The 24,808-nt window shown below is 62.2% G+C and carries 37 protein-coding genes; 33 read left to right on the plus strand and 4 right to left on the minus strand.

Translation table 11 applies throughout. The annotated features are described in order from the left end of the window. Positions 1-4: 4 nt before the first annotated feature. Positions 5-130, plus strand: a complete 126-nt coding sequence (locus J2X42_RS00820) for a hypothetical protein (RefSeq protein WP_269449497.1) — start codon at positions 5-7, stop codon at positions 128-130. A gap of 58 nt (positions 131-188) precedes the next feature. Here the strand turns inward: J2X42_RS00820 and J2X42_RS00825 are convergent, their stop codons facing one another. Beyond that, positions 189-1,625 carry a GH1 family beta-glucosidase gene (locus tag J2X42_RS00825; RefSeq protein WP_310161229.1) on the minus strand — a complete coding sequence of 479 codons (1,437 nt, stop codon included), beginning with the start codon at positions 1,623-1,625 and terminating at the stop codon, positions 189-191. 383 nt (positions 1,626-2,008) lie between these two features. On the opposite strand from J2X42_RS00825, the gene rpsJ reads away from it, so the two are divergent. The 31 genes from rpsJ to J2X42_RS00980 all read left to right on the plus strand — a co-directional run bounded on the left by rpsJ (position 2,009) and on the right by J2X42_RS00980 (position 20,516). After that, on the plus strand, positions 2,009-2,317 hold the full coding sequence (gene rpsJ / locus J2X42_RS00830; RefSeq protein WP_003803825.1) for a 30S ribosomal protein S10: 309 nt from the start codon (positions 2,009-2,011) through the stop codon (positions 2,315-2,317). Between the two features lie 17 nt (positions 2,318-2,334). Next, positions 2,335-2,985 carry a 50S ribosomal protein L3 gene (gene rplC, locus J2X42_RS00835; RefSeq protein WP_056626643.1) on the plus strand — a complete coding sequence of 217 codons (651 nt, stop codon included), beginning with the start codon at positions 2,335-2,337 and terminating at the stop codon, positions 2,983-2,985. A gap of 4 nt (positions 2,986-2,989) precedes the next feature. After that, entirely contained in the window at positions 2,990-3,610 is a 621-nt protein-coding gene (gene rplD, locus J2X42_RS00840) for a 50S ribosomal protein L4 (protein ID WP_131131300.1), read from the plus strand. Continuing rightward, on the plus strand, positions 3,607-3,912 hold the full coding sequence (gene rplW, locus J2X42_RS00845; RefSeq protein WP_066293292.1) for a 50S ribosomal protein L23: 306 nt from the start codon (positions 3,607-3,609) through the stop codon (positions 3,910-3,912). Before rplD ends, rplW begins: the two co-directional genes overlap by 4 nt. A gap of 29 nt (positions 3,913-3,941) precedes the next feature. After that, complete coding sequence (gene rplB / locus J2X42_RS00850; RefSeq protein WP_131131301.1) at positions 3,942-4,781, plus strand: 50S ribosomal protein L2; 840 nt, start codon at positions 3,942-3,944, stop codon at positions 4,779-4,781. A 12-nt stretch (positions 4,782-4,793) separates the two neighbouring features. Continuing rightward, positions 4,794-5,075 carry a 30S ribosomal protein S19 gene (rpsS, locus tag J2X42_RS00855; protein ID WP_003803803.1) on the plus strand — a complete coding sequence of 94 codons (282 nt, stop codon included), beginning with the start codon at positions 4,794-4,796 and terminating at the stop codon, positions 5,073-5,075. A gap of 38 nt (positions 5,076-5,113) precedes the next feature. After that, positions 5,114-5,479 carry a 50S ribosomal protein L22 gene (rplV, locus tag J2X42_RS00860; RefSeq protein WP_003803798.1) on the plus strand — a complete coding sequence of 122 codons (366 nt, stop codon included), beginning with the start codon at positions 5,114-5,116 and terminating at the stop codon, positions 5,477-5,479. Continuing rightward, positions 5,480-6,313, plus strand: coding sequence for a 30S ribosomal protein S3 (gene rpsC, locus J2X42_RS00865; RefSeq protein WP_131131302.1), 834 nt, complete (start codon positions 5,480-5,482; stop codon positions 6,311-6,313). Continuing rightward, on the plus strand, positions 6,314-6,730 hold the full coding sequence (gene rplP, locus J2X42_RS00870) for a 50S ribosomal protein L16 (protein ID WP_013601829.1): 417 nt from the start codon (positions 6,314-6,316) through the stop codon (positions 6,728-6,730). Positions 6,731-6,732: 2 nt separating this feature from the next. Then, positions 6,733-7,062, plus strand: coding sequence for a 50S ribosomal protein L29 (gene rpmC / locus J2X42_RS00875; RefSeq protein ID WP_131131303.1), 330 nt, complete (start codon positions 6,733-6,735; stop codon positions 7,060-7,062). Continuing rightward, positions 7,059-7,364 carry a 30S ribosomal protein S17 gene (rpsQ, locus tag J2X42_RS00880; protein WP_066293283.1) on the plus strand — a complete coding sequence of 102 codons (306 nt, stop codon included), beginning with the start codon at positions 7,059-7,061 and terminating at the stop codon, positions 7,362-7,364. Before rpmC ends, rpsQ begins: the two co-directional genes overlap by 4 nt. 520 nt (positions 7,365-7,884) lie before the next feature. After that, on the plus strand, positions 7,885-8,253 hold the full coding sequence (gene rplN / locus J2X42_RS00885) for a 50S ribosomal protein L14 (RefSeq protein ID WP_024366126.1): 369 nt from the start codon (positions 7,885-7,887) through the stop codon (positions 8,251-8,253). 3 nt (positions 8,254-8,256) lie between these two features. After that, entirely contained in the window at positions 8,257-8,616 is a 360-nt protein-coding gene (gene rplX / locus J2X42_RS00890; protein WP_131131304.1) for a 50S ribosomal protein L24, read from the plus strand. Continuing rightward, positions 8,616-9,197: a 50S ribosomal protein L5 gene (gene rplE, locus J2X42_RS00895; protein WP_066293276.1), complete on the plus strand. Its 582-nt coding sequence runs from the start codon at positions 8,616-8,618 to the stop codon at positions 9,195-9,197. Before rplX ends, rplE begins: the two co-directional genes overlap by 1 nt. A 79-nt stretch (positions 9,198-9,276) precedes the next feature. Beyond that, positions 9,277-9,675 carry a 30S ribosomal protein S8 gene (gene rpsH, locus J2X42_RS00900; RefSeq protein WP_018773673.1) on the plus strand — a complete coding sequence of 133 codons (399 nt, stop codon included), beginning with the start codon at positions 9,277-9,279 and terminating at the stop codon, positions 9,673-9,675. An 18-nt stretch (positions 9,676-9,693) separates the two neighbouring features. Further along, positions 9,694-10,230, plus strand: a complete 537-nt coding sequence (gene rplF / locus J2X42_RS00905) for a 50S ribosomal protein L6 (protein WP_056344361.1) — start codon at positions 9,694-9,696, stop codon at positions 10,228-10,230. Between the two features lie 2 nt (positions 10,231-10,232). After that, positions 10,233-10,616, plus strand: a complete 384-nt coding sequence (gene rplR, locus J2X42_RS00910; RefSeq protein ID WP_079596676.1) for a 50S ribosomal protein L18 — start codon at positions 10,233-10,235, stop codon at positions 10,614-10,616. After that, positions 10,613-11,341, plus strand: coding sequence for a 30S ribosomal protein S5 (gene rpsE / locus J2X42_RS00915; RefSeq protein WP_066293261.1), 729 nt, complete (start codon positions 10,613-10,615; stop codon positions 11,339-11,341). The genes rplR and rpsE overlap by 4 nt, the downstream gene beginning before the upstream one ends. Positions 11,342-11,344: 3 nt before the next feature. Further along, positions 11,345-11,551, plus strand: a complete 207-nt coding sequence (rpmD, locus tag J2X42_RS00920; protein ID WP_310161247.1) for a 50S ribosomal protein L30 — start codon at positions 11,345-11,347, stop codon at positions 11,549-11,551. Further along, complete coding sequence (gene rplO / locus J2X42_RS00925; RefSeq protein ID WP_310161249.1) at positions 11,552-12,046, plus strand: 50S ribosomal protein L15; 495 nt, start codon at positions 11,552-11,554, stop codon at positions 12,044-12,046. 221 nt (positions 12,047-12,267) lie between these two features. Continuing rightward, positions 12,268-13,578 (plus strand): preprotein translocase subunit SecY, encoded by a 1,311-nt coding sequence (gene secY / locus J2X42_RS00930; protein WP_310161250.1) that lies wholly within the window; start codon positions 12,268-12,270, stop codon positions 13,576-13,578. 5 nt (positions 13,579-13,583) lie between these two features. Continuing rightward, positions 13,584-14,153 (plus strand): adenylate kinase, encoded by a 570-nt coding sequence (locus J2X42_RS00935; protein WP_207307663.1) that lies wholly within the window; start codon positions 13,584-13,586, stop codon positions 14,151-14,153. Positions 14,154-14,222: 69 nt separating this feature from the next. Continuing rightward, entirely contained in the window at positions 14,223-15,050 is an 828-nt protein-coding gene (map, locus tag J2X42_RS00940) for a type I methionyl aminopeptidase (RefSeq protein ID WP_310161252.1), read from the plus strand. A 145-nt stretch (positions 15,051-15,195) separates the two neighbouring features. Continuing rightward, on the plus strand, positions 15,196-16,218 hold the full coding sequence (locus J2X42_RS00945) for a P1 family peptidase (protein ID WP_310161254.1): 1,023 nt from the start codon (positions 15,196-15,198) through the stop codon (positions 16,216-16,218). 168 nt (positions 16,219-16,386) lie between these two features. After that, positions 16,387-16,608: a translation initiation factor IF-1 gene (gene infA, locus J2X42_RS00950; protein ID WP_009358723.1), complete on the plus strand. Its 222-nt coding sequence runs from the start codon at positions 16,387-16,389 to the stop codon at positions 16,606-16,608. Between the two features lie 70 nt (positions 16,609-16,678). After that, positions 16,679-16,792 (plus strand): 50S ribosomal protein L36, encoded by a 114-nt coding sequence (rpmJ, locus tag J2X42_RS00955; protein ID WP_009358722.1) that lies wholly within the window; start codon positions 16,679-16,681, stop codon positions 16,790-16,792. Between the two features lie 178 nt (positions 16,793-16,970). Continuing rightward, complete coding sequence (gene rpsM / locus J2X42_RS00960) at positions 16,971-17,345, plus strand: 30S ribosomal protein S13 (RefSeq protein WP_003803743.1); 375 nt, start codon at positions 16,971-16,973, stop codon at positions 17,343-17,345. 51 nt (positions 17,346-17,396) lie between these two features. Then, positions 17,397-17,798 (plus strand): 30S ribosomal protein S11, encoded by a 402-nt coding sequence (rpsK, locus tag J2X42_RS00965; protein ID WP_018769149.1) that lies wholly within the window; start codon positions 17,397-17,399, stop codon positions 17,796-17,798. Positions 17,799-17,929: 131 nt separating this feature from the next. Then, positions 17,930-18,940, plus strand: a complete 1,011-nt coding sequence (locus J2X42_RS00970) for a DNA-directed RNA polymerase subunit alpha (protein WP_131131310.1) — start codon at positions 17,930-17,932, stop codon at positions 18,938-18,940. Between the two features lie 66 nt (positions 18,941-19,006). Beyond that, the gene (gene rplQ, locus J2X42_RS00975; RefSeq protein WP_310161259.1) at positions 19,007-19,591 is read left to right on the plus strand and encodes a 50S ribosomal protein L17; all 585 of its coding nucleotides are present in this window, start codon (positions 19,007-19,009) and stop codon (positions 19,589-19,591) included. Positions 19,592-19,622: 31 nt separating this feature from the next. Next, on the plus strand, positions 19,623-20,516 hold the full coding sequence (locus J2X42_RS00980) for a tRNA pseudouridine synthase A (RefSeq protein WP_310161262.1): 894 nt from the start codon (positions 19,623-19,625) through the stop codon (positions 20,514-20,516). Positions 20,517-20,600: 84 nt separating this feature from the next. Here the strand turns inward: J2X42_RS00980 and J2X42_RS00985 are convergent, their stop codons facing one another. Further along, positions 20,601-22,193 carry a PAS domain-containing sensor histidine kinase gene (locus J2X42_RS00985; protein ID WP_310161264.1) on the minus strand — a complete coding sequence of 531 codons (1,593 nt, stop codon included), beginning with the start codon at positions 22,191-22,193 and terminating at the stop codon, positions 20,601-20,603. Between the two features lie 322 nt (positions 22,194-22,515). Here J2X42_RS00985 and J2X42_RS00990 point away from each other — a divergent pair, with 322 nt between their 5' ends. After that, positions 22,516-23,295 (plus strand): response regulator transcription factor, encoded by a 780-nt coding sequence (locus tag J2X42_RS00990; protein WP_310161267.1) that lies wholly within the window; start codon positions 22,516-22,518, stop codon positions 23,293-23,295. A gap of 70 nt (positions 23,296-23,365) precedes the next feature. Here J2X42_RS00990 and J2X42_RS00995 read toward each other — a convergent pair whose 3' ends face one another. Both J2X42_RS00995 and J2X42_RS01000 read right to left on the minus strand, forming a co-directional pair. After that, positions 23,366-23,830, minus strand: a complete 465-nt coding sequence (locus tag J2X42_RS00995; RefSeq protein WP_310161269.1) for an Hpt domain-containing protein — start codon at positions 23,828-23,830, stop codon at positions 23,366-23,368. 93 nt (positions 23,831-23,923) lie between these two features. Next, entirely contained in the window at positions 23,924-24,808 is an 885-nt protein-coding gene (locus J2X42_RS01000) for a type II secretion system F family protein (protein ID WP_310161271.1), read from the minus strand.

The raw sequence follows: 24,808 nt of genomic DNA on the forward strand, positions 1-24,808 counted from the left end.
CATCATGGAATGGCTAATTTTCCTGGCTGTCGTGGTTGCCATTGTTGCCGGAGTTTTTTGGGCGAAGAAGTATTTCAGGAATGAGATCGACCGCGCCAAACGCATCAACCGGGCAAAAAAGAACCAGTAAGGGCAGCGCCAAAATACTGGGCCCCTGCCTGCCTTTGCGAGCAGTGGCTGCCCTGCGTTCAGCCGGACTGCCTTTTCCGCTCCCTGCTCAGGGCCTGGTACCAGTAGAAGGACTCTTTGGGGGTCCGCTCCTGCGTCTCGAAATCCACATGGACCAGCCCGAAGCGCTGCGAGTAGCCCGCCGCCCATTCGAAATTGTCCATCAGCGTCCAGACGTAGTAGCCACGAAGGTCAACGCCTTCGGCAATTCCGCCGGGGGCCGTTGCGTCCAAGGCCTGCCGCAAATGGTCCGCGATGTATTTCACCCGGCGCCCGTCCTGGAGGCGGCCGCTGACCCGGTCCGGCTCCGGGAAACTGGCCCCGCTTTCGGTGATGTAGACCGGCGGCAGCGCGTCCCCGTAGCGGTCGCGGAGTTCGGCGAGCAGGACGCCAAGATGGGCAGGGGCGACCGGCCACCCGAATCCCGTGGTCCCATATTCCGGGTATCCCACTTCGTGGAACGGCAGCCGCGCCACGGCCTTGTGGGTGTCGGCGGGAATGGGAGTGATGCCGCGGCTCATGGCCACCTTCACGGGGAAGTAGTAGTTGAGGCCGTAGAAGTCCAGCGGCTGATGAATGGTCTTGAGGTCAGCATCTGAAAGTTTCCCGATGGATCGAAGCCAGGGCCGTGCCACCAGGGGGAGCTTGGGGTACCGTCCCAGCAGGACAGGGTCGGCGTAGATCCGGTTCATCAGCAGGTCGTACAGCTTAGCGACGTGCCGGTCGCCGAACTTCCTGCTGGCGGGGCGCACCGGTGAGTGCAGGTTGGTCACGCCCACACCGCCCGTGACGCCGGCGGCACGGAGCGCCTGCACGCCCAGGCCGTGGGCCAGCAGCTGGTGATGGATCGACGGCAGGGCATCGAACATGAGGGCCCTGCCGGGCGCATGGACGCCCAGGGCATAGCCGTTCAGTGTTACTGAAACGGGCTCGTTCAGCGTCACCCACTGGGCGACGCGGTCGCCGAAGCGCTTCCCGGCCACCGCGCAGTACTCCGCAAACCGTTCGGCAGTGGCCCGGTTCATCCAGCCGCCGGCGTGCTCCAACGGCAGTGGGGTGTCCCAGTGATACAGGGTGGCCATCGGAGAGATGCCCGCCTCGAGGAGCTGGTCGATCAGCCGGTCGTAAAAGTCCAGGCCCTGGCTGTTGATGGCGCCGCGGCCGTCCGGCTGGATCCGGGGCCAGGAAAGGGAGAAACGGTACGAATCGATGCCCAGCTCACGCATGAGTGCGATGTCCTCGGGGAACCGGTTGTAGTGGTCGCAGGCCACCGCGGGGGAGTGGCCGTCCATGATGCTCCCGGGCTTCTCCACAAAGGCATCCCAGCCGGAAGGTCCACGGCCGTCCTCGGCCAGGGCCCCCTCAATCTGGAACGCGGCTGCGGCAACGCCCAACGTAAAGGACGGCGGCAGCCGGCCGGCGAGATCGCGTACGGAAGGAGCATTTTCGACCGTCATGCCCCCATCATCCATTCGCAGGTTGCCGAAGGCAATGATCCGGGAGGGGCAAAGCAAAAGCAGATTCGCTTCTGCCGATAATATCCGGCATACTAGATGAGTTGTTCAAGCGCTTCTTCGTGTCCCGATCCGGATAATGCCGGGTGTCAGGGTCCAAGTTGAAGACCAAACATAACCCACTCCCCATGGAACTGCGGACTTGTATGCGTGAAAATCGCGACACGCCCGACCGCGGGGGTCGGTTACGCCGGCAAGGTGAGGAACCCGGATTCATCCGGATTCAGTTTGTGCGGCGGGTGGTAGTTAAGACTTCAAATGCTTCGGCAGCCACATACAACAGGTAAGTAAACAGAGCAGCATTTACTGAAAGAGAGTCAGGCGACATGGCGGGACAAAAAATCCGCATCCGGCTGAAGTCATATGACCACGAGGTCATTGACGTTTCAGCACGGAAGATCGTTGAGACGGTCACGCGCGCAGGCGCAACGGTAGTTGGCCCCGTGCCGCTGCCGACGGAGAAGAACGTTTACTGCGTAATCCGCTCTCCCCACAAGTACAAGGACAGCCGCGAGCACTTTGAAATGCGCACGCACAAGCGTCTTATCGACATCATCGATCCCACGCCGAAGGCTGTTGACTCGCTTATGCGTCTCGACCTGCCGGCCGACGTGAACATCGAAATCAAGCTGTAGGGAGGTGCTGAGAGACTATGACCGCAACCCGTAACGTAAAGGGCCTGCTGGGCACGAAGCTCGGCATGACCCAGGTCTGGGACGAGAACAACAAGCTCATCCCCGTCACTGTGGTCCAGGCAGATTCGAACGTCATCACGCAGCTGCGCAACGCAGAGACCGATGGCTACGTCGCCGTTCAGATCGGCTACGGCCAGATCGATCCCCGCAAGGTCACCAAGCCGCTGGCTGGTCACTTTGAAAAGGCAGGCGTCACGCCTCGCCGCCACGTCGTCGAACTGCGCACTGCAGATGCTGACTCTTACGAGCTGGGCCAGGAGCTTTCTGTTGAGCTCTTCGAAGCCGGCCAGAAGATCGACGTCATCGGCACCACCAAGGGTAAGGGCTTCGCCGGTGTTATGAAGCGTCACGGCTTCCACGGCGTTGGAGCTTCCCACGGTGCCCACAAGAACCACCGTAAGCCCGGTTCAATCGGTGGCGCATCCACCCCGAGCCGCGTCTTCAAGGGCATGAAAATGGCCGGCCGCATGGGCGCCGTTCGTCACACCACGCTGAACCTCACCGTTCACGCTGTTGACGTCGAGAAGTCGCTGCTCCTGATCAAGGGTGCCGTTCCCGGCGCCCGCGGCCAGGTCGTACTCGTACGCACCGCCGTGAAGGGAGCCTAGTTCAATGGCTAACACTGTCAAGGTTGACCTGCCTGCAGAGATCTTCGACGTTCAGACCAACGTGCCGCTGCTGCACCAGGTCGTCGTTGCACAGCTCGCTGCTGCTCGCCAGGGTACCCACAAGACCAAGACCCGCGCCGAAGTTTCCGGTGCAGGCCGCAAGCCGTTCAAGCAGAAGGGCACCGGCCGCGCCCGTCAGGGTTCAATCCGTGCTCCTCACATGACCGGTGGTGGCGTTGTCCACGGTCCCACACCGCGTGACTACAGCCAGCGCACCCCCAAGAAGATGATTGCTGCTGCACTGCGCGGCGCACTGTCTGACCGCGCCCGCAACGGACGCATCCACGTCGTTGCTGACCTGGTTGCCGGCTCCAAGCCGTCCTCCAAAGAAGCACTGGCAACGCTGCGCGGCGTCTCCGAGCGCAAGAACCTGCTCGTTGTCATTGAGCGCGCCAACGATGTTGCAGCACTGTCCGTGCGCAACCTCGAGGCTGTTCACGTTCTGTACGCAGACCAGCTGAACACCTACGACGTTCTCGTTTCTGACGACGTAGTCTTCACCAAGGCTGCCTACGAAGCATTCGTTGCTGACAAGGCTGCAAAGAACGAGGAGGATGCCAAGTGAGTGCAGCCACCATCAAGGACCCGCGCGACGTCGTGCTTGCACCCGTCGTATCGGAAAAGAGCTACGGCCTGATCGATGAGGGAAAGTACACCTTCCTGGTGGACCCCCGCTCGAACAAGACCGAGATCAAGCTGGCCGTGGAGAAAATCTTCTCCGTCAAGGTCGACTCGATCAACACCATCAACCGTGCCGGTAAGCGCAAGCGCACCAAATTCGGATGGGGTACCCGCAAGAACACCAAGCGTGCGATTGTCACCCTCAAAGAAGGCACTATCGACATCTTCGGCGGTCCGCTCGCGTAGCGGAGACCACTTTAACGAGGAAATAAATTATGGGAATCCGTAAATATAAGCCGACTACCCCGGGCCGTCGTGGCTCGAGCGTAGCGGACTTCACCGAAATCACGCGGTCGACGCCGGAAAAGTCGTTGGTACGTCCGCTGCCCAAAAAGGGCGGCCGTAACAACACCGGTAAGATCACGACCCGTCACAAGGGTGGTGGCCACAAGCGCCAGTACCGTCTGATCGACTTCCGTCGCCACGACAAGGACGGCGTCAACGCCCGCGTTGCCGAAATCGAGTACGATCCGAACCGCACGGCTCGCATCGCCCTCCTGCACTTCGTTGATGGCACCAAGCGTTACATCATCGCCCCGAACAAGCTCTCCCAGGGTGACGTAGTTGAGGCAGGTCCCGGTGCTGACATCAAGCCCGGTAACAACCTGCCCCTGCTCAACATCCCGGTGGGTACCGTAATCCACGCAGTTGAACTGCGTCCGGGTGGCGGCGCCAAGATGGGCCGCTCCGCCGGCGCATCGATCCAGCTTGTTGCCAAGGAAGGCCGCTTCGCCCAGCTGCGACTGCCTTCCGGCGAAATCCGCAACGTTGACGTGCGCTGCCGCGCCACGGTCGGCGAGGTCGGCAACGCTGAGCAGTCGAACATCAACTGGGGTAAGGCTGGCCGCATGCGCTGGAAGGGCGTCCGCCCGACCGTCCGTGGTGTAGCCATGAACCCGGTTGACCACCCGCACGGTGGCGGTGAGGGTAAGACGTCCGGTGGACGTAACCCCGTCAACCCCAACGGTAAGCGTGAAGGCCGCACCCGCCGCCCCAACAAAGAGAGCGACAAGCTTATTGTTCGTCGCCGTCGTACTGGCAAGAACAAGCGATAGGAGCCTGGACACATGCCACGCAGCCTGAAAAAAGGTCCTTTCGTTGACCAGCACCTCTTTGTGAAGGTAGCCAGGGAAAACGAAAAGGGCACCAAGAACGTCATCAAGACCTGGTCCCGCCGTTCGATGATCATCCCCGACATGCTCGGGCACACGATCGCCGTACATGACGGACGCAAGCACATCCCGGTGTTTGTCACCGAGTCGATGGTCGGGCACAAGCTCGGCGAATTCGCTCCCACGCGGACATTCCGCGGCCATGTCAAGGACGACCGTAAGGGCAAGCGCCGCTAGGCGCCTGCACTTACGTCAAAGACGAGAGAAGGAAAGCAATGGAAGCCAAGGCAATTGCGCGTCACATCCGCGTAACGCCTATGAAGGCCCGGCGCGTCGTCAACCTTGTTCGTGGTAAGCAAGCGAACGAGGCTCTGGCAATTCTGAAGTTTGCCCCCCAGGCAGCTTCTGAGCCGGTATTCAAGGTAGTTCAGTCGGCAATCTCCAACGCCCGGGTCCTCGCGGACCGCGACGGCGTGGCGTTTGACGAAGGTGACCTCATCATCAGCGAAGCGTTTGTTGATGAAGGCCCGACCATGAAGCGGTTCCAGCCGCGTGCCCAGGGTCGTGCATTTCAGATCAAGAAGCGCACCAGCCACATCACCGTGGTAGTCGCTACCCCGGAGAAAGAGGAGGCTCGCTAAGTGGGACAGAAAGTAAACCCGCACGGGTTCCGACTCGGCATCACCACCGATCACGTATCGCACTGGTTCGCTGACAGCACCAAGGCCGGACAGCGGTACAAGGACTTCGTTCGCGAAGACATCCGTATCCGCCAGCTCATGTCTGTTGGCATGGAGCGCGCCGGTATCGCCAAGGTCGAAATCGAGCGCACCCGTGACCGTGTCCGCGTGGACATCCACACGGCACGCCCGGGCATCGTCATCGGCCGCCGCGGCGCTGAAGCAGACCGCATCCGCGGCGAGCTCGAAAAGCTCACCGGCAAGCAGGTCCAGCTGAACATCCTCGAGGTCAAGAACCCCGAGATGGAAGCACAGCTTGTTGCCCAGGGCGTTGCTGAGCAGCTGACTTCCCGCGTGGCATTCCGCCGTGCGATGAAGAAGGCCATGCAGTCCGCGCAGCGTGCAGGTGCCAAGGGCATCCGTATCGCCTGCTCGGGTCGACTGGGTGGCGCTGAAATGTCCCGCTCGGAGTTCTACCGCGAAGGCCGTGTGCCCCTGCACACCCTCCGCGCGAACATCGACTACGGCTTCTACGAGGCCAAGACCACCTTCGGCCGCATCGGCGTGAAGGTCTGGATCTACAAGGGTGACGTCACCGCCAAGGAACTGGCTCAGCAGGCAGCTGCTGCTCCGTCCCGTGGCCGCGGCGCCAGCGACCGTCCGGGCCGCCCGGGCGGTGCTGACCGTGGTGACCGCCGCCGTCGTACCGACCGTCCGGCCGCCGAAGCAGCTCCCGCTGCAGAGGCTCCGGCAGTTGAGGCTGCACCTGCTGCAGTAGAAGGAGGACAGGCTTAAATGCTTATCCCACGTCGAGTCAAGCACCGTAAGCAGCACCACCCGGGTCGTTCCGGCGCTGCTACGGGCGGCACCAAGGTCTCCTTCGGTGAGTACGGCATCCAGGCCCTGAGCCCGGCATACGTTACCAACCGTCAGATCGAGTCTGCACGTATCGCGATGACCCGCCACATCAAGCGTGGCGGTAAGGTCTGGATCAACATCTACCCGGACCGTCCCCTGACCAAGAAGCCTGCCGAAACCCGCATGGGTTCCGGTAAGGGTTCGCCGGAATGGTGGGTCGCCAACGTCAAGCCGGGCCGGGTTCTCTTTGAGATCTCCGGTGTCGAAGAATCGGTGGCACGCGAGGCCCTGCGCCTGGCAATCCACAAGCTCCCGTTGAAGGCACGCATTCTGCGTCGCGAAGGTGGTGAATAGAAATGGCAGTAGGATCCAAGGAACTCGCTCCCGCACAGCTGGACGGTTTCGACAACGAGCGTCTCGTTGAAGAACTTCGCAAGGCTAAGGAAGAGCTGTTCAACCTGCGTTTCCAGTCCGCCACCGGCCAGCTGGAGAACCACGGTCGTCTGCGCGCGGTAAAGAAGGACATCGCACGCATCTACACCGTTCTCCGTGAACGCGAGCTGGGCATTCGTGCCGAGGTTGCCGCACCGGTTGTGGAAGCCAAGGAAGAAAAGAAGTCCAAGAAGGCAACAACCAAGAAGGCCGAAAAGGCTGAAACGGTTGAGACCGAGGAGGATGCCAAGTGAGTGAAAAGGACGAGAACGTGACGGAAACTGCTACGGCAGCTACGGCTGAGCAGCGCGGTTACCGCAAGACGCGTCGCGGCTACGTGGTTTCGGACAAGATGGAGAAGACCATCGTTGTCCAGGTTGAAGACCGCGTGAAGCACGCCCTGTACGGCAAGGTCATCCGCCGTACCTCCAAGGTCAAGGCTCACGACGAAGAGAACATCGCCGGCATCGGCGACCTGGTTGTCATCGCCGAGACCCGCCCGCTGTCCGCCACGAAGAACTGGCGGCTCGTGGAGATCCTCGAGAAGGCCAAGTAACACCTGCAGCACCGCTGGCAACAGCCGCTGTACCGGAAACCCCCGTTCCCTTTGGGAGCGGGGGTTTCCTCTTTTTGGCCGACGTGCCGCCGGGCGTCACGGGGAGCACGGTTCTGGGGAACGTACGACGGCGGCGGGCCGGTTTGGCGGGGGAGCGGCACCGATGGTGCGCCGAAAGCGTGCCCTGCGTGACGCCGTCGTGCGCTGCCTGGCGAGTGGGCAGGGACCGCCGCCTTGTGATATGGGGGACTGCCCCGGTCTGTGCTAGGATATTGAGTTTGTATGGCGCCTTTTGTGCGCCGTCATCAAACCTCGTAAACAATCGTGCCACGGCATAGTGCCCCCTTGCGCTTGGACTGCGTCCAATCCGCCTGGGAAGCAAATGTTTTTGGCACTGGCGTTTAGGCCTGGTCTGGCAAAATCCAGGCAGGTCAAGAGACACCCCGATCAACCGTTCCGCAAGGCTCATTCCGTAGGAAGATTTTCGGTCTGAGAACCAGCGCGACGCAAGGAGTAAATAGTGATTCAGCAGGAGTCGCGACTCAAGGTCGCCGACAACACGGGTGCTAAGGAAATCCTTACCATTCGCGTTCTCGGTGGATCTGGCCGTCGCTACGCAGGCATTGGCGACGTCATCGTCGCTACCGTCAAGGACGCAATTCCGGGCGGCAACGTAAAGAAGGGCGATGTTGTCAAGGCAGTCATCGTCCGTACCAAGAAGGAACGCCGCCGTGCGGATGGTTCCTACATCAAGTTTGACGAGAACGCAGCTGTGATCCTGAAGGCTGACGGTGACCCCCGCGGTACCCGTATCTTCGGACCGGTTGGTCGTGAACTCCGTGACAAGAAGTTCATGAAGATCGTTTCTCTGGCTCCGGAGGTGCTCTAGTCCATGGCTAAGATCAAAAAGGGTGACCTCGTTCAGGTCATCACTGGCGCCAAGGCTGAGCGCGGCGGCGACAAAGGCAAGCAGGGCAAGGTTCTGCGCGTATTCCCGGAGACCAACCGCGTGTTGGTTGAAGGCATTAACCGCGTAACCAAGCACACCAAGGTCGGTCAGTCGCAGCGCGGCACCAAGACCGGTGGCATCGAGGTCGTAGAAGCTTCGATCCACATCTCCAACGTGGCTCTGGTTGACCCGTCCACCAAGAAGCCCACCCGCGTAGGTTTCCGCACCGAGACCGTTGAGCGCAATGGCGTGAAGCGCGAAGTGCGCGTACGCGTGGCCAAGAGCTCCGGGAAGGACATCTAATGACTGAGACTCTCGAGACTCCGGCAACGAAGATCGTTCCTCGTCTGAAGACCAAGTACGCCGATTCCATCAAGAGCACGCTTATTGAGGAATTCAAGTACGAGAACGTCAACCAGGTTCCCCGCCTGGTGAAGGTCGTTGTGAACATGGGTGTTGGAGATGCCGCCAAGGACTCCAAGCTGATCGACGGCGCTGTCCGCGATCTGACCCTGATCACCGGCCAGAAGCCGCAGGTAACCAAGGCCCGCAAGTCGATCGCACAGTTCAAGCTGCGCGAAGGCATGCCCATCGGCGCACACGCTACCCTGCGTGGAGACCGCATGTGGGAATTCCTGGATCGCCTCGTCACGCTGGCTCTGCCCCGTATCCGCGACTTCCGCGGCCTCAGCGGCAAGCAGTTCGATGGCAACGGCAACTACACCTTCGGTCTGACCGAGCAGGTTATGTTCCACGAAATCGACCAGGATTCCATCGACCGCGTCCGCGGTATGGACATCACGGTTGTTACCACTGCCAAGACCGATGACGAAGGCCGCGCGCTGCTGAAGGCGCTTGGCTTCCCGTTCAAGGCCGAAGACTAATCTAACTACGTAACAGGTCCTTCGCTGAGGCTTTTGGCAGCAGCGAGGAAACCGTTATGAGGAAGGGCAAGAGCCCAAAATGACAATGACAGATCCTGTCGCAGACATGCTTACGCGTCTGCGCAATGCAAACTCGGCATACCACGATTCCGTGACCATGCCGTACAGCAAGCTCAAGGCACGCGTTGCCGACATCCTGAAGGCTGAAGGTTACATCGCCTCCTGGAAAGAAGAAGACGCTGAGGTTGGCAAGAAGCTGACCCTCGAGCTCAAGTTCGGTCCGAACCGCGAGCGTTCAATCGCTGGCGTTCGTCGTATTTCCAAGCCGGGACTGCGCGTTTACGCAAAGTCCACCAACCTGCCGCACGTGCTCGGTGGCCTGGGTGTCGCAATCCTGTCCACCTCTTCCGGCCTCTTGACTGACAAGCAGGCCGGCAAGAAGGGCGTGGGCGGCGAAGTCCTCGCTTACGTCTGGTAACGGGAAAGGAAGAGAATAATGTCACGTATTGGACGTCTCCCCATCACCGTTCCTGCCGGCGTTGAGGTCAAGGTTGACGGCTCTGTCGTCAGCGTCAAGGGTGCCAAAGGCGAGCTGAACCACACTGTGGCCAGCCCGATCGAGGTTTCCCTGGAAGCAGAGACCCTGACTGTCGCCCGCCCGAACGACGAGCGCGCCTCCCGTTCACTCCACGGCCTGACACGCACCCTGATCTCCAACATGATCGAGGGCGTTACCAAGGGCTACGAGAAGAAGCTTGAAATCGTTGGTACTGGTTACCGCGTTCAGGCCAAGGGATCTGACCTTGAGTTCGCTCTCGGCTACAGCCACCCGGTAAATGTCACCGCACCGGACGGCATCACCTTTGCAGTTGAGACCCCGACCAAGCTCTCTGTTTCAGGTATCAACAAGCAGCAGGTCGGCGAGGTTGCTGCCAACATTCGCAAGCTGCGGAAGCCGGACCCCTATAAGGGCAAGGGCATCCGTTACGCCGGCGAAGTCATCCGCCGCAAGGTCGGAAAGGCTGGTAAGTAACCATGGCCATCTCAATTAACAAGAAGCGTACGAACAAGAGCAAGTCTGCTTCGCGCAGCCGCCGCCAGCTTCGTATCCGCAAGCGCATCTCCGGTACGGCTGTACGTCCTCGTCTGGTCGTCAACCGTTCCGCACGCCACGTATTCGTCCAGGTTGTCGATGACACCAAGGGCCTGACCGTAGCGAGCGCGTCCACTCTGGAAGCCGACCTTCGTGCATTCGACGGTGACAAGACTGCCAAGGCCAAGCGCGTTGGCGAGCTCGTCGCCGAGCGTGCGAAGGCTGCCGGTATCGAAGCTGTTGTCTTCGACCGCGGTGGTAACAAGTACCACGGCCGGATCGCCGCCGTCGCTGACGGCGCACGTGAAGGTGGGCTGTCACTGTGACGGAAGCAAACAAGGAAAAGGACACTGTGTCTGCAGATCAGAAGGCGACTGAAGCCGTAGCTGCTCCGGCCACTGAGACCACTGCTCCCGCTGCTGCCGACGACCGCCGTGGTGGCGCTCGTCGTGGCGAGCGTGGAGACCGTGGCCAGGGCCGCGGCGACCGTGGTGGCCGTGGCGGCCGCGACGGCGGCCGTGAAGCTGAGAAGAGCCAGTTCGTAGAGCGCGTTGTCACCATCAACCGCGTTTCCAAGGTGGTCAAGGGTGGTCGTCGCTTCAGCTTCACCGCACTGGTCGTCGTTGGTGACGGTAACGGTATGGTCGGCGTTGGCTACGGCAAGGCTAAGGAAGTTCCTGCCGCAATCGCGAAGGGCGTTGAAGAGGCCAAGAAGTCGTTCTTCCGCGTTCCCCGCATTGGCAACACCATTCCCCACCGCGTTCAGGGTGAGGCTGCTGCCGGCGTCGTAATGCTGCGTCCGGCTTCCGCCGGTACCGGTGTTATCGCCGGCGGTCCGGTCCGTGCAGTACTGGAGTGCGTGGGCATCCACGACATCCTCTCCAAGTCGCTCGGTTCCTCCAACGCCATCAACATCGTTCACGCGACCGTTGATGCCCTGAAGCGCCTCGAAGAGCCGGCAGCAGTGGCAGCACGCCGCGGCCTGCCCCTCGACGAGGTTGCTCCGCCGGCAATGGTGAAGGCTCTCCTGAACCAGAAGGCGGGTGTCTAAGTTATGGCTAAGAACCTGACTCCCTCCGACGTCCAGTTGGAGATCACTCAGATCAAGTCCGTCATTGGCGGCAAGCAGAACCAGCGCGACACCCTTCGGTCCCTCGGCCTGAAGCGGATCGGACACACCGTTGTCCGCACCGCCGACGCCGTGACCGTTGGCATGCTCAACACGGTTCCGCACCTGGTAAAGGTAGAGGAGGCGAAGTAAATGGCAGAGAAGAAAACCGCCGAAAAGGCACAGAGCGCCACTGCTGAGAAGCAGAACGCCCTGAAGGTTCACCACCTGCGTCCCGCCCCGGGTGCCAAGACCGCCAAGACCCGCGTTGGTCGTGGTGAAGGTTCCAAGGGTAAGACCGCCGGTCGCGGTACCAAGGGTACGAAGGCCCGCTACCAGATCAAGGCTGGCTTTGCCGGCGGCCAGCTGCCGCTGCACATGCGCCTGCCGAAGCTGCGCGGCTTCAAGAACCCGTTCCGGGTTGAGTTCCAGGTTGTAAACCTGGACAAGCTCAACGAGCTGTTCCCGGAAGGTGGCGCAGTCACCGTGGAGAACCTGGTCGAAAAGGGTGCCGTTCGCAAGAACCAGCCCGTCAAGGTGCTTGGCACCGGCGACATCACCGTCAAGGTTGACGTCACCGCCCACGCATTCTCGGCCAGCGCCGCTGAAAAGATTGTTGCAGCAGGCGGAAGCACCACCGCCCTCTAACGAGGCGGTGGGCGAACGCCCGTTGTGAACTCCCGGTCTGCAGAGCCCCCCGGCTCCGAAGACCGGGAGTTTTTTCACATCCGCCAGCCGACCATTTCCGACCGGCCGGCGCACGCGCGCACCTGCGGATTGTTCGCATCGCGCATACACCCGTTAGACTCGGTTGTTGGGATTTATTGAGCCCCATCACACCACTCTTTATTTACAACACAGGAGGACGCTTGCTTAGCGCATTTGGCCGGGCCTTTCGCACGCCTGATCTGCGACGCAAGTTGTTGTTCACGCTGGGAATCATCACCATCTTCCGCTTGGGTGCCTTCATTCCCTCGCCTGGTGTGAACTACCAGAATGTCCAGCAATGCTTGCAGAACGGTCAGACCGCAGGCGGGCTCTACCAGCTCGTTAACCTGTTCAGCGGCGGTGCATTGCTGCAGGTGTCCATCTTCGCGCTGGGCATCATGCCGTACATTACTGCCAGCATCATCGTGCAGCTGCTCCGGGTGGTCATTCCCCGGTTCCAGCAGCTGTACGAAGAGGGCGCCTCCGGGCAGTCCAAGCTGACGCAGTACACGCGGTACCTCACCATCGCACTGGGCCTGCTCAACGCCACGACGCTGGTGTCGCTGGCGCGTTCGGGCCAGCTCCTGCCGGGCTGTGCGCTGGACATCATTCCGGATGCCAGCGTGATCACCACGATCCTGATCATCATCACGCTGACGGCCGGCACCGGCCTGATCATGTGGATGGGCGAGCTCGTCACCGAAAAGGGTGTGGGCAACGGCATGTCGCTGCTGATCTTCACCTCGATCGCCGCAGGCTTCCCCACCTCGCTGGGCGCCATCTGGACCTCGCAGGGTCCTGGCACGTTCTTTATGGTCCTGGCCATCGGCCTGGTGACTGTCGCCCTGGTGGTCTTCGTGGAGCAGTCCCAGCGCCGCGTCCCGGTGCAATACGCCAAGCGGATGATTGGACGCCGCACGGTGGGCGGCACCAGCACGTATATCCCCATCAAGGTCAACATGGCCGGCGTGGTCCCCGTGATCTTCGCGTCCTCCATGCTGTACCTGCCGGGCCTGATTGCGCAGTTCAACCAGCCCAAGCAGGGCGAGCAGCTAGCCCCTTGGGTGGAGTGGATCAACAACAACCTCACCCGCGGTGACCACCCGATCTACATGGCTCTCTACTTCGCCATGATTGTCTTTTTCACCTATTTCTATGTCGCGATCACCTTCAACCCTGAAGAGGTCTCCGACAACATGAAGAAGTACGGCGGCTTCATCCCGGGCATCCGGGCTGGCAAGCCGACAGCGGACTACCTGCAGTACGTCCTTTCCAGGATCACCCTGCCCGGCGCCCTCTACCTGGGCTTTGTGGCATTGATCCCGCTCGTCGCCCTGGTCCTGATCAACGCGAACCAGAACTTCCCGTTCGGTGGCACGTCGATCCTGATCATGGTGGGTGTGGGCCTGGAAACGGTCAAGCAGATTGACGCGCAGCTACAACAACGTCACTACGAAGGGCTTTTGCGATGACGAGAATGCTAATTATTGGACCTCCGGGTTCGGGCAAGGGAACGCAGGCGGAACGGATCTCCGAACGCCTCGGCGTCGTTGCGATCTCCACCGGCGATATCTTCCGTGCCAACGTCAAGGGTGAGACGCCGCTGGGCGTCGAGGCCAAGAAGTACATGGACGCCGGCGATTTCGTGCCGGACAGCGTCACCAACAAGATGGTGCGTGACCGCCTGAGCGAGGCCGACGTCGAAAGCGGCTTCCTGCTCGACGGTTACCCGCGCACCACCGCGCAGGTGGACTACCTCGACGAGATCCTCGCCAAGGGCGAAGAGAAGCTCGATGTCGTCCTGCAGCTCACGGCCGACGACGAGGAACTCGTGCACCGGCTGCTCGGCCGGGCCAAGGAAACGGGCCGGAGCGACGACAACGAAGCCGTCATCCGCCACCGCCTGGACCTGTACCACGAGCAGACCGAAGCCGTTGTGGCCAAGTATGCCGAACGCGGCATCCTGACCCAGGTGGACGGCATCGGCGGCATCGACGAGGTCACCGACCGCGTCATGCAGGCCATCAAGGCAGCCCAGGCCGCCTGATCCCGGCAACAGTTATTCGAGGCTCCTCCCGGATTCCGGGAGGGGCCTCAGCCATTGAAAGGACACACCATGGCTTTCGGCCAGCCCCGTATCGAATACAAGACCAACGCCCAGATGCGCACCATGCACGAGGCGGGCCTGGTCCTGAGCCGTGCGCTGGACGCGGCCGTCGCCGCAGCGGTGCCCGGGGTGACCACCAAGCACCTGGACGACGTCTTCGCCGCGGTCCTGAACGAAGCCGGCGCCAAGTCCAACTTCTTCGGGTACCACGGCTTCCCGGCCACCATCTGCACGTCCGTCAATGAGGAAGTGGTGCACGGGATCCCCGGCGGCCGCGTCCTCAACGACGGCGACATCATCTCGATCGACGGCGGAGCCATCGTGGACGGCTGGCACTCCGACTCGGCCCGCACCGTCATCGTGGGGCAGGCAGACCCCGAGGACCAGCGCCTGTCCGACGTCACACAGGCCGCCATGTGGCGTGGCATCGCCGCGCTGGCGTCCGGCAGCCATGTAGGAGACATCGGCGCGGCCATCGACGACTACGTATCGTCGGTCCCCGGCAAGCCGCTGGGCATCCTCGAGGACTACGTCGGCCACGGGATCGGCTCGGAAATGCACATGGCCCCCGACGTCCTGAACTACCGCACCAGCCACCGCGGCCCGAAGATCCGTCCGGGCCTGTGCCTTGCCATTGAACCCATGCTGGTCCGCGGCAGCATCGATACGGCCGTGCTGGAGGATGACTGGACTGTGGTGACCACGGACGGCAAGCGTTCCTGCCAGTGGGAGCACTCGGTTGCGGTCCACGAGAAGGGGATCTGGGTTCTCTCCGCTCCCGACGGCGGCGCGGAGCACCTGGTTCCGCTCGGCGTCACCCCGGTGCCCATCCCGTAGGCGACACGCATCTTCCTCCGCGACACGGAAATTCCCTGGCGACACCCGAATACGGGCGTCGACAGGGAATTTGCGTGTCGGCTGGCATCCAGCCCGTCGCCTGAAAGATCCCTGCTGGTACGGGGGTGGGGGCACAATGGAGCCTATGGGAGCCATTACTGATGTGCCGGGGATCCGGGTGGGCCACGAGCAGAAGACTTCGGACGGCTGGCTGAGCGGCGTAACGGTTGTGCTGCCGCCGCCGGGGACGGTGGGCTCCGTGGATGTCCGGGGCGGTGGCCCCGGCACGCATGAAACCGATGCGCTGGATCCCACCACGCTGGTCTCCACCGTGGACGCCGTGGTCCTCACCGGCGGCAGCGCCTACGGGCTGGCTTCCGCCCACGGAGCCCAGCGCTGGTGTGAGGAACACGGCCGCGGCTTCGCAGTGACCGGGGGAGTGGTGCCCATCGTTCCCGCTGCCGCAATCTTCGACCTCGGCCGCGGCGGTGACTTCAGCGCGCGGCCCGACGCCGGCATGGGTTACGCGGCAACAGCCGCCGCCGCAGCGCTACCGGAAGGGCACGACGTCGGCCGCGGCAATGTGGGCGCCGGCACCGGTGCGGTGCTCGGCAGGACGTTCAAGGGCGGGGTGGGCACGGCCTCGGTCACGCTGGACAACGGAGTCGTTGTCGGCGCCCTGGCAATAGTGAACGCGCTCGGACTGCCGTACGTGGTGAGTGATATTGGTGGTGAGTCTGGCACCGAGCCGACGGGGCTGGAACCCGGCAGCGTGCGTAAAAGCGAGGCACGACCTAGCACGCCGAGGGTTGCGGCCCCGGCGGGGCCGGAACCACAAGGACTGAACACCACGCTCGTCGTCGTGGCCACCAACGCTGTCTTGGATGTGGCCGAGTGCAAGCGGACAGCCTCCGCGGCGCACGCCGGGCTGGCCCGGGCGCTGAACCCGTCCCATACCCTGGCCGACGGCGACACGGTCTTCTGTCTCTCCACCGGCGCCGTGGCCCTGGACCGCAGCACCGAAACTGCCCGGCAGTTAAGCCTCATCACGCTGCAGAGTGCTGGAGCCGACGTCGTACGCCTGGCCATCCTGGACGGCGTGGCCAGCGCGGAAGCCGTCACCACTCCGGCCGGTGACTATGGTGCGTACGGCGCAGGAATGCGCTAGCATTGCTGGATTTAACTTTCGCCGCAAAGTGGCGTAGTGTTGTCTGTTGGTTGTCTGCCCAGCTGTGCCCTGTTTGGGGCCTGAGGGGACAACCGATCCAACAAAAACGTTCGTGGTCATGTCCGGTGCAATCCGGCAGGGCTGCGGCAACAACAGTTAGCGGAGGGTATGGCCAAGAAGGACGGGGTCATTGAGATCGAGGGCGTTGTGACTGAGGCGCTGCCCAACGCGATGTTTCGCGTTGAGCTCACCAACAAGCACATCGTTCTGGCACACATCTCAGGCAAGATGCGCCAGCACTACATCAGGATTCTCCCTGAGGACCGGGTAGTGGTGGAACTGAGCCCTTATGACCTCACTCGGGGTCGTATCGTCTACCGCTACAAGTAAATTGCTGGGCAGCTTCAGCGCACGCTGAGCGCTGCTCCAGTTGACCAACTGTTACACGCAAAGGAATGCCATGAAGGTCAAGCCGAGCGTCAAGCAGATCTGCGAAAAGTGCAAAGTGATCCGCCGTAATGGCCGGGTCATGGTGATCTGCGAGAACCCGCGCCACAAGCAGCGCCAGGGCTAATTTCCTTCTTTGAAGGAAATCCTGGGTTGCTAACCCACGCAAGTAAATAAAAGGCAGCACAAGCTGAACTGGGACGTATTGAGCCCGGACAGCTAACCCCCGGTCGGAGGCTGGGGCCGTACGGAACGTACGGGTGTACTGCCTACGACCTCCGGTTTATTCAAGGAGTACTGCCACTATGGCTCGTCTCGCTGGCGTAGACATTCCCCGCGAAAAGCGGTTGGAAATTGCGCTTACTTACATCTACGGCGTGGGTAAGACCCGTGCACACGAAACCCTGGCTGCCACTGGCATCAGTGCTGACGTCCGCGTTAAGGACCTCACCGATGCCCAGCTGGTTGAGCTGCGTGACTACATTGAAGGCAACTACAAGGTTGAGGGTGACCTTCGCCGCGAAGTAGCAGCAGATATCCGCCGCAAGGTTGAAATCGGCAGCTACGAAGGCCTGCGCCACCGCAAGGGCCTGCCCGTACGCGGACAGCGTACGAAGACCAACGCACGTACCCGCAAGGGCCCGAAGCGTACCGTCGCCGGCAAGAAGAAGGCTCGTTAATCCCTGAGGGATTAACCCGCCTTTCCCCGATAACTTTCTGTAGGAGAAATAATGCCCCCGAAGACTCGTGGCGCGGTTCGCAAGCCGCGTAAGAAGGACAAGAAGAATATCGCGCTTGGCCAGGCGCACATCAAGAGCACGTTTAACAACACCATCGTTTCCATCACGGATCCGAACGGCGCTGTTATCTCTTGGGCTTCCTCAGGTGAGGTTGGCTTCAAGGGCTCGCGCAAGTCCACCCCGTTCGCTGCCCAGATGGCTGCCGAAGCCGCTGCCAAGCGTGCGCAGGAGCACGGCATGCGCAAGGTTGACGTTTTCGTCAAGGGACCGGGCTCCGGACGCGAGACCGCAATCCGCTCGCTGCAGGCCGCTGGCCTCGAGGTTGGCTCCATCCAGGACGTCACCCCCGCAGCGCACAACGGCTGCCGTCCGCCGAAGCGCCGCCGCGTCTAAGGCTTTTCAGCAGCAGGAGCTTGCCCGGACCGTCGATGGTCCGGGCAGGCCCAGCCGCGTTAAGTCTTCAGACCGAATTTCCACCACCTGTGTTGCGTCATATAGCGGATGCTCGCCGAAAGGAAACCTAAGTGCTCATTGCACAGCGCCCCACCCTCTCCGAAGAGGTAGTCTCCGAAAACCGTTCGCGTTTCATCATTGAACCGCTGGAACCGGGCTTCGGCTACACCCTCGGAAACTCCCTCCGCCGTACCCTGCTCTCCTCCATCCCCGGTGCCGCTGTAACCAGCATCCGGATCGATGGCGTGCTGCACGAGTTCACCACGGTTCCGGGTGTCAAGGAAGATGTCACTGAGATCATCCTGAACATCAAGAGCCTGTCGGTTTCCTCCGAGCACGACGAGCCGGTTGTTGCTTACCTGCGCAAGCAGGGCCCCGGAGTCGTCACCGCCGCGGACATCGCTCCGCCGGCCGGCGTCGAATTCCACAACCCGGATCTGCACATTGCCACGCTGAACTCGAAGGGCAAGTTCGAACTCGAACTGACCATCGAGCGCGGCCGCGGCTACGTTTCGGCAGCTCAGAACAAGTCCGGCGACTCCGAGATCGGCCGTATCCCGGTTGACTCGATCTACTCGCCGGTGCTGAAGGTTACTTTCCGCGTGGAAGCAACCCGTGTTGAGCAGCGCACTGACTTCGACAAGCTCATTGTCGACGTCGAGACCAAGCAGGCCATCGCCCCGCGCGATGCGGTTGCTTCCGCTGGTACCACCCTGGTGGAACTCTTCGGTCTGGCCCGCGAGCTGAACACCGCAGCTGAAGGTATCGAGATTGGCCCGTCGCCGACGGACGCTGCCCTGGCAGCTGACATGGCCCTGCCGATCGAGGATCTGGACCTCACCGTCCGCTCCTACAACTGCCTCAAGCGTGAGGGCATCCACACCGTGGGTGAACTCGTAGCCCGCTCCGAGGCCGACCTGATGGACATCCGTAACTTCGGTGCGAAGTCCATTGACGAGGTCAAGGCAAAGCTGGTTGAACTGGGCCTGTCCCTCAAGGACTCGCCTCCCGGTTTTGACCTCGCAGCACGCGCCGCAGCAATTGAAGAGGACGACGCCGCCTTCGGCGACGACGAACTCTAAAACAGATCTTGGCCGGCGGGCACCATGGTGTGCCCACCACCGGCTTCCATATGAGGAGAAACAATTATGCCTACCCCCACTAAGGGTCCGCGCCTCGGAGGCGGCCCGGCTCACGAGCGTCTTATGCTCGCGAACCTGGCAGCAGCACTGTTCGAGCACAAGCGGATCACCACCACGGTGACCAAGGCCAAGCGCCTGAAGCCGTACGCAGAGCGCCTGGTGACTTTCGCCAAGCGCGGCGACCTGGCTTCCCGCCGCCGTGTACTCGGCCTGATCAGCAACAAGGGCGTCGTCCACGAACTGTTCACCGACATTGCACAGGCAGTGGAGAACCGCGACGGCGGCTACACCCGCATCACCAAGATCGGCAACCGTAAGGGCGACAACGCTCCCATGGCTGTCATCGAACTGGTCCTTGAGCCGGTTTCCGCCAAGCAGGCCGTTGTAGCCGAGGCTACCTCTGCTGCAAAGCGCGACGCCGACAAGAAGGAAGCTGCTGCTGCCGCTCCGGCCGCAGAAGAAGCTCCCGAGGCAGAGGTCGTCGAGACCGAAGCTGTTGAGGCTCCCGAGGCTGAGGCTGCAACCGAAGAGGCTCCGGCCGCTGAGGAAGCACCCGCCGAGGACAAGGCTGAGGAAAAGGGCGCGAAGTAATTCGCTGATTCCTTCGCATAGACTTAGGTCTATGAACGACCAAAAACCCGCGGCCCCCGTTATTGGGGGCGGCGGGTTTTTGCGTATCCGGCTTGATCTTTCGTACGACGGCGGCCCCTTCAACGGGTGGGCCATCCAGCCGGGCCTGCGTACCGTCCAGGGCGTCCTGGAAGAGGCCGTGGCATTGCTTTTCCGCCGGCCGGTCCGCGTGACCGTGGCAGGCCGCACGGACGCCGGTGTGCATGCCCGCGGCCAGGTGGTCCACCTGGACCTCACCGAAGCCGAGTGGCTGGGACTGCCCCGTGGGCACGAACTCGATCCCGGCGTCGCCATGCTGCGCCGTCTCCGCGGGGCACTGAGCCGCGGCCTGGGCGACCTGACCGGATCCATCGAGGTCCACCGGGTGTCGCCGGCCCCCGAGGGCTTTGACGCCCGGTTCTCAGCCCTGTGGCGCCGCTACAGCTACCGCATCGCGGATGGCCCGGCACTCTGGGACCCGCTGGAACGCTATTTCACGTTGTGGCACAAGAACCCGCTGGACGTTTCCCTGTTGAACGAGGGGGCGTCCAAGCTGCTGGGGCTGCAGAACTTCCTCTCCTACTGCAAGCCGCGCGAGGGTGCCACCACGATCCGCGAACTGCAGCGCTTCGAATTTGCGCGCGGGGAGGACGGGGTCATCGTGGCCACGGTCCAGGCGGACGCGTTCTGCCACAACATGGTGCGTTCACTGGTGGGCTCGGCCCTGTTCGTGGGCGAGGGTGTGGAGGAACCGGAGTGGCTGTACGAGCGGCTCCTCGCGAAGAAGCGGGACGCCAAATCCGTCCTGGCTGCGCCCCACCCCCTGGTCCTGGAGGAAGTCGCCTATCCGACCGACGGCGAGATGCTGGCGCGGGCCGAACTCACACGGGCCATGCGGGAGCACTAAACGATTGCTCCGTAGGGGCCCTTTTCAGCGTTCAAAACGGCCCTTACGGAGCAATCGATGCGAGTGCGTGTTCCAGAACGACACCTATGGCCCCTCGGCAGGCAGAGTGAGCGTGAACGTGCTGCCCTTGCCGGGTTTGCTGGTGCAGGAGATGTCGCCGCCGTGGCCTTCGACGATCGCCTTGGTGATGGACAGTCCGAGGCCGGCCCCCGGGATGGCAGCTTCGCGGGCAGTGTCTGTCCGGAAGAACCTGCGGAACACCCTGGCCGAGTCTTCCGGGCTCATGCCCATCCCCGAATCCCGGACCTGCAACCGGACCCAGTCGTCCGAGCCCTGGGCGCTGATGTTCACCACGCCGCCGCCGGGGGAGTACTTGATGGCGTTGGACACCAGGTTGTCCAGGGCCTGCCCGATGCGCAGCGGGTCGGCATAGGCCCACAAGGGGGACTGGATGTCAGCCACAAGCGAGATCCTGGACTGTTCCGCCTGCGGCTGTGCGGAGCCGATGCTGGTTTCCACGAGGCTGGCGAGGTCCGTCCGTTTCGGGTGGACCCTGAGGGCGGAGGAGGCCGACGCCATGAGGTCGGACACCAACGCGAGCAACCGTTCTGAATTGCGCTGGACAACTTCTAGCCGCCGGGCGGACAGCGGGGACGTGCCCTCGACATCCTCCAGGACCAGGTCGATGTTCCCCAGGATGGAGTTCAGTGGACTCCGGAATTCGTGCGAAACGTTCGAGACGAGTTCCTCGTTTGCGGCAAGTGCCTCCACCAGGCCTGTGACGTCGGTGTAGACGATGACAGCGCCACTGAACCGCCCGCCGTCGTCCATTAACGGACGTGCCGCCGTCGAAACCGCGCGCTGGTCCGGTCCTGAACCGATCCAGACGAGGTAGTCCGCGAAAGATTCCCCGTCGGTGGCCCGCCGGACGGGACGCTTGCCTGCCGGCAGGGGGCTGACTCTGTCCTGCGCAAAGATCAGCTGTTGGTCTTCAGCCGTTGCCCGGCTTTCCCGGGGTCCGGCAATGCGTTCAAAGTCCCGCTGCCGGTTGTTTGTCAGCAGGATTCCGCCTTCCGCATTCACTGCCACAATTCCGACGTCGGTGGCGTCCAGGATTGTTTGCAGCAGCCGTTCCCGCTCTGTGCTGGCGGCAAGCAATTCGCGGAGTTCCACGTCCTTTTCCTGCAGCTGCCGTTGCTGAATTCGCATATGGACGCTCGCGAAACGGATTGCCAGGGACACAGCGAGCATCATGAGCGGGAAAAGGAGGGTGGACGTAATGTCCGACGCCGTGAGGTTGGGGAATCTGCCGGAAAGCGAAGGGAGCATAATCAGCATCGGTCCCACCGCACTCAAGACGATGCTGGTGCGGGCCAGCATCCCGGAGGCCGACAGCCAGATGACCGGAAAGATGGCGAGGATGGCGAGTCCGGGCAGGAGCGGGGACGCGCCGTTGCGCAGCAGGCCGATGGCCAGGAGATCCAGGACCGGCACCGCCAGGTAGGCATGCTGGCCCAGCCGCTCCCACGGTGTCACGAAGCAGGCCAGGAGCAGAAGGCCGTGAAGAACCAGGCCAGAGAGGTAGAGCGGGCTGAGCATCAGGGACGGCCAGGCCAGGGGAGTGGCCACCGCCAGCACCAGCACAATCAATGTCAGCGGCAGCTGGCATAAAGCCACCTGGGCTCGTTGCCCCAAATTCCGGAAATACCGCGCTGTTCCCCGCAGCATCAGCCCCTCAGGCATTCGATGTGCCTGCCTTTGATGCCGCATCATGGGCATTGCCCGGAAAATTTTCCAACGAATTGGTACAGCCCACCGTCATGCCCTCTCTCAGCCCCCAAATGTACGTTTGCTGTCATGATAATTGACTTTTCGCATGCGAATATCGAAAAGGCGTGTCATCAGACGTTCATCCCTTGTAGCGTAGAGGCAGTTGGAGTGAATACGGCATTGGCGCTGGGCTGATGGGGGGCCGCTTTCACCTGGCATGGGGATAGCAATGGACGATCTTGGAGTAGCGGTAGTCATCGAAGATGATGCTGACGTGCGTAACCTTCTGGAAGGTGTGCTGAGCCAGGCGGGTTTTGAGGTTCATACCGCCGCCGATGGTCGGGAAGGCGTGGAAGTGGTCCGACATAAGCAGGCCAATGTCGTGACCCTGGACATCGGCCTTCCGGATATCGACGGCTTTGAAGTGCTGCGGCGGATCAGGAATTTCAGCGATGCCTATGTGGTGATGCTGACCGGCAGGACCGAAGAGCCGGATCTGCTGTCGGCGCTGAACGCGGGTGCCGACGACTACATTTCGAAGCCGTTCCGTCCGCGCGAGCTGCGGGCACGGGTGGCGGCGATGATGCGCCGGCCGCGGCATGAGATCAAGGGCCAGGATCCGGAAGCATGGCCTCCCGGTCCTGTGCAGGCTGCGCCGCCGGCACACACCGGAGTGCTCCACCATAACGGGCTGATCCTTGACCACCGGACGCGTTCAGTGGCCATTCACGGCGAACAACTTGGGCTCACACGCAGCGAATTTGACCTCCTCCACGTGCTGCTCCGCGGCGGTGGGGCCGTTTGTACACGCTCGGACCTGGTCCGCGCGGTGCGGGGTGACCTCTACGAGGAGGACGCCTACATCAGTGAGGCTGACGAGCGGGCCGTGGAGGTCCACATCGGCAACCTGAGGCGCAAGCTGAAGGAGGATCCGGCAGCTCCGCGGTGGCTGCAGACCGTGCGGGGAGTCGGGTACAGGCTGGCGCCGAAGCGGCCGGAGCAGCGTTAGGCGCGGTGCCTTTGCTTGAAAGGCGGGGCGGACGGAAGGGCGGGCCGGTGTGGCTGACGCCTGGCGGGCCTTATTCGTTCTTCAGGATGTAGTTCGCCTGGAGTTCGGAGACCGTCCTGTCCCCGTGTTCGGCCACGCGTTCCATCATGGCCTGGCCCTGGCCAAAGTCGCCCTGCCGGATGACGGTTTCCAGCATCTCGGCCAGCCGGGCCAGCCGGAGGCCCCCCACCATGGCCGACGTGATCCTCAGGCTGATAATGGCGTCAAGGGCGGAGGCGCGGTCCTGGTTCTCCACGGCAAGGGCCAGCCGGCTGTAACGCTGGTCCCACATGGCGGCGTAATCACGGGCGAACCGGAGGGCGAGTTCTGCACCGTCCAGCTGCTCCTCCAGGTCCTCCAGAATGCCCGAATCCACCAACGGCAGAAGCTCGTCCAGTTCCTGCAGGATTCCGGCGTCCGCCAAACCTCCAGCCGCAGCAGGCAAGGGAACCGCGGGGATTCCCTTTTCGCCGGCGCTTGGGTCTGGAGTGTGCATGCTACAAGGCTACTTCCTGATTATTTCCAAAAGCTGGATTTAGGGAGATCCTGAGGAAAGCTTGAGGGATCTTTACCTGGCGGAACTTGTTAGCTACTGGCTGCTAAACGTCACGATGGTGTTGATGACGGCGGGGCCAAGTATTGCGATAAAAAGCACCGGGAAGATGAAGAAAAGCAGCGGGAAAAGGATCATGACGGGGAGCTTCATGGCCTTTTCCTCCGCTCGCTGGCGCCGTTTTACGCGCATCACCTTGGCTTGGACCCGGAGGACCCGGCTGATGGCAATACCGTAGGTATCGGCCTGCACTATCGCCTGGACGAAGCTGCGGAGTTCCGGGATGTTTGTGCGTTCGGCGAGGGCAAGATATGACTCCCTGCGACTTCTGCCAACCTGCATGTCCTGCAGTGTTCGGACCAGTTCCTCCGCCAGTGGTCCCTTGCCGTTCTCACCGGCCCGGGCCATGGCGCCTTCGAACCCCAGCCCGGCCTCGACCGAAATCAGCATCTGGTCAAGGGTGTTCGCGAGTTCGAGTTGCATGACCTTCTGCCGTTCAATGCCTTTGCTGTAGAGCAGGAGATCCGGGATGAAGTAGCCAAGGAACAGGACAAAAATGCCGGCCAGTTTCATCATCGGGGTGCTCGCCACGGCGATGAGGTAAGCGCCGAGGGCAACGGCCACGAGTCCGAGGGCAAGCTTGGATGCCAGCACCTTCCCGAGGGGCATCGACGCAGGCCTGCCCGCCAGCGAAAGCAGCCGGTCGAGGAACGTCACATACCGGGAGGGAGTCAGCCCGCGGCCGATGGCCTCAAAGAGACTCCTCCGTGCCGGAGCCGCCATGGGCGTAAGAACCACGCCCCGGTTCAGGAGTTCCGCGGTGGCGGTGCGTCCCTGTTTGTCGGCGGTCAGGACTGACCAGGCCAGTCCCGCGGCGGGGATGCAGACCAGGAGGACAGAGAGAAGAATGACGGGGCTCAT

The sequence above is a fragment of the Arthrobacter sp. BE255 genome, assembly GCF_031457335.1.
GTDB lineage: Bacteria > Actinomycetota > Actinomycetes > Actinomycetales > Micrococcaceae > Arthrobacter.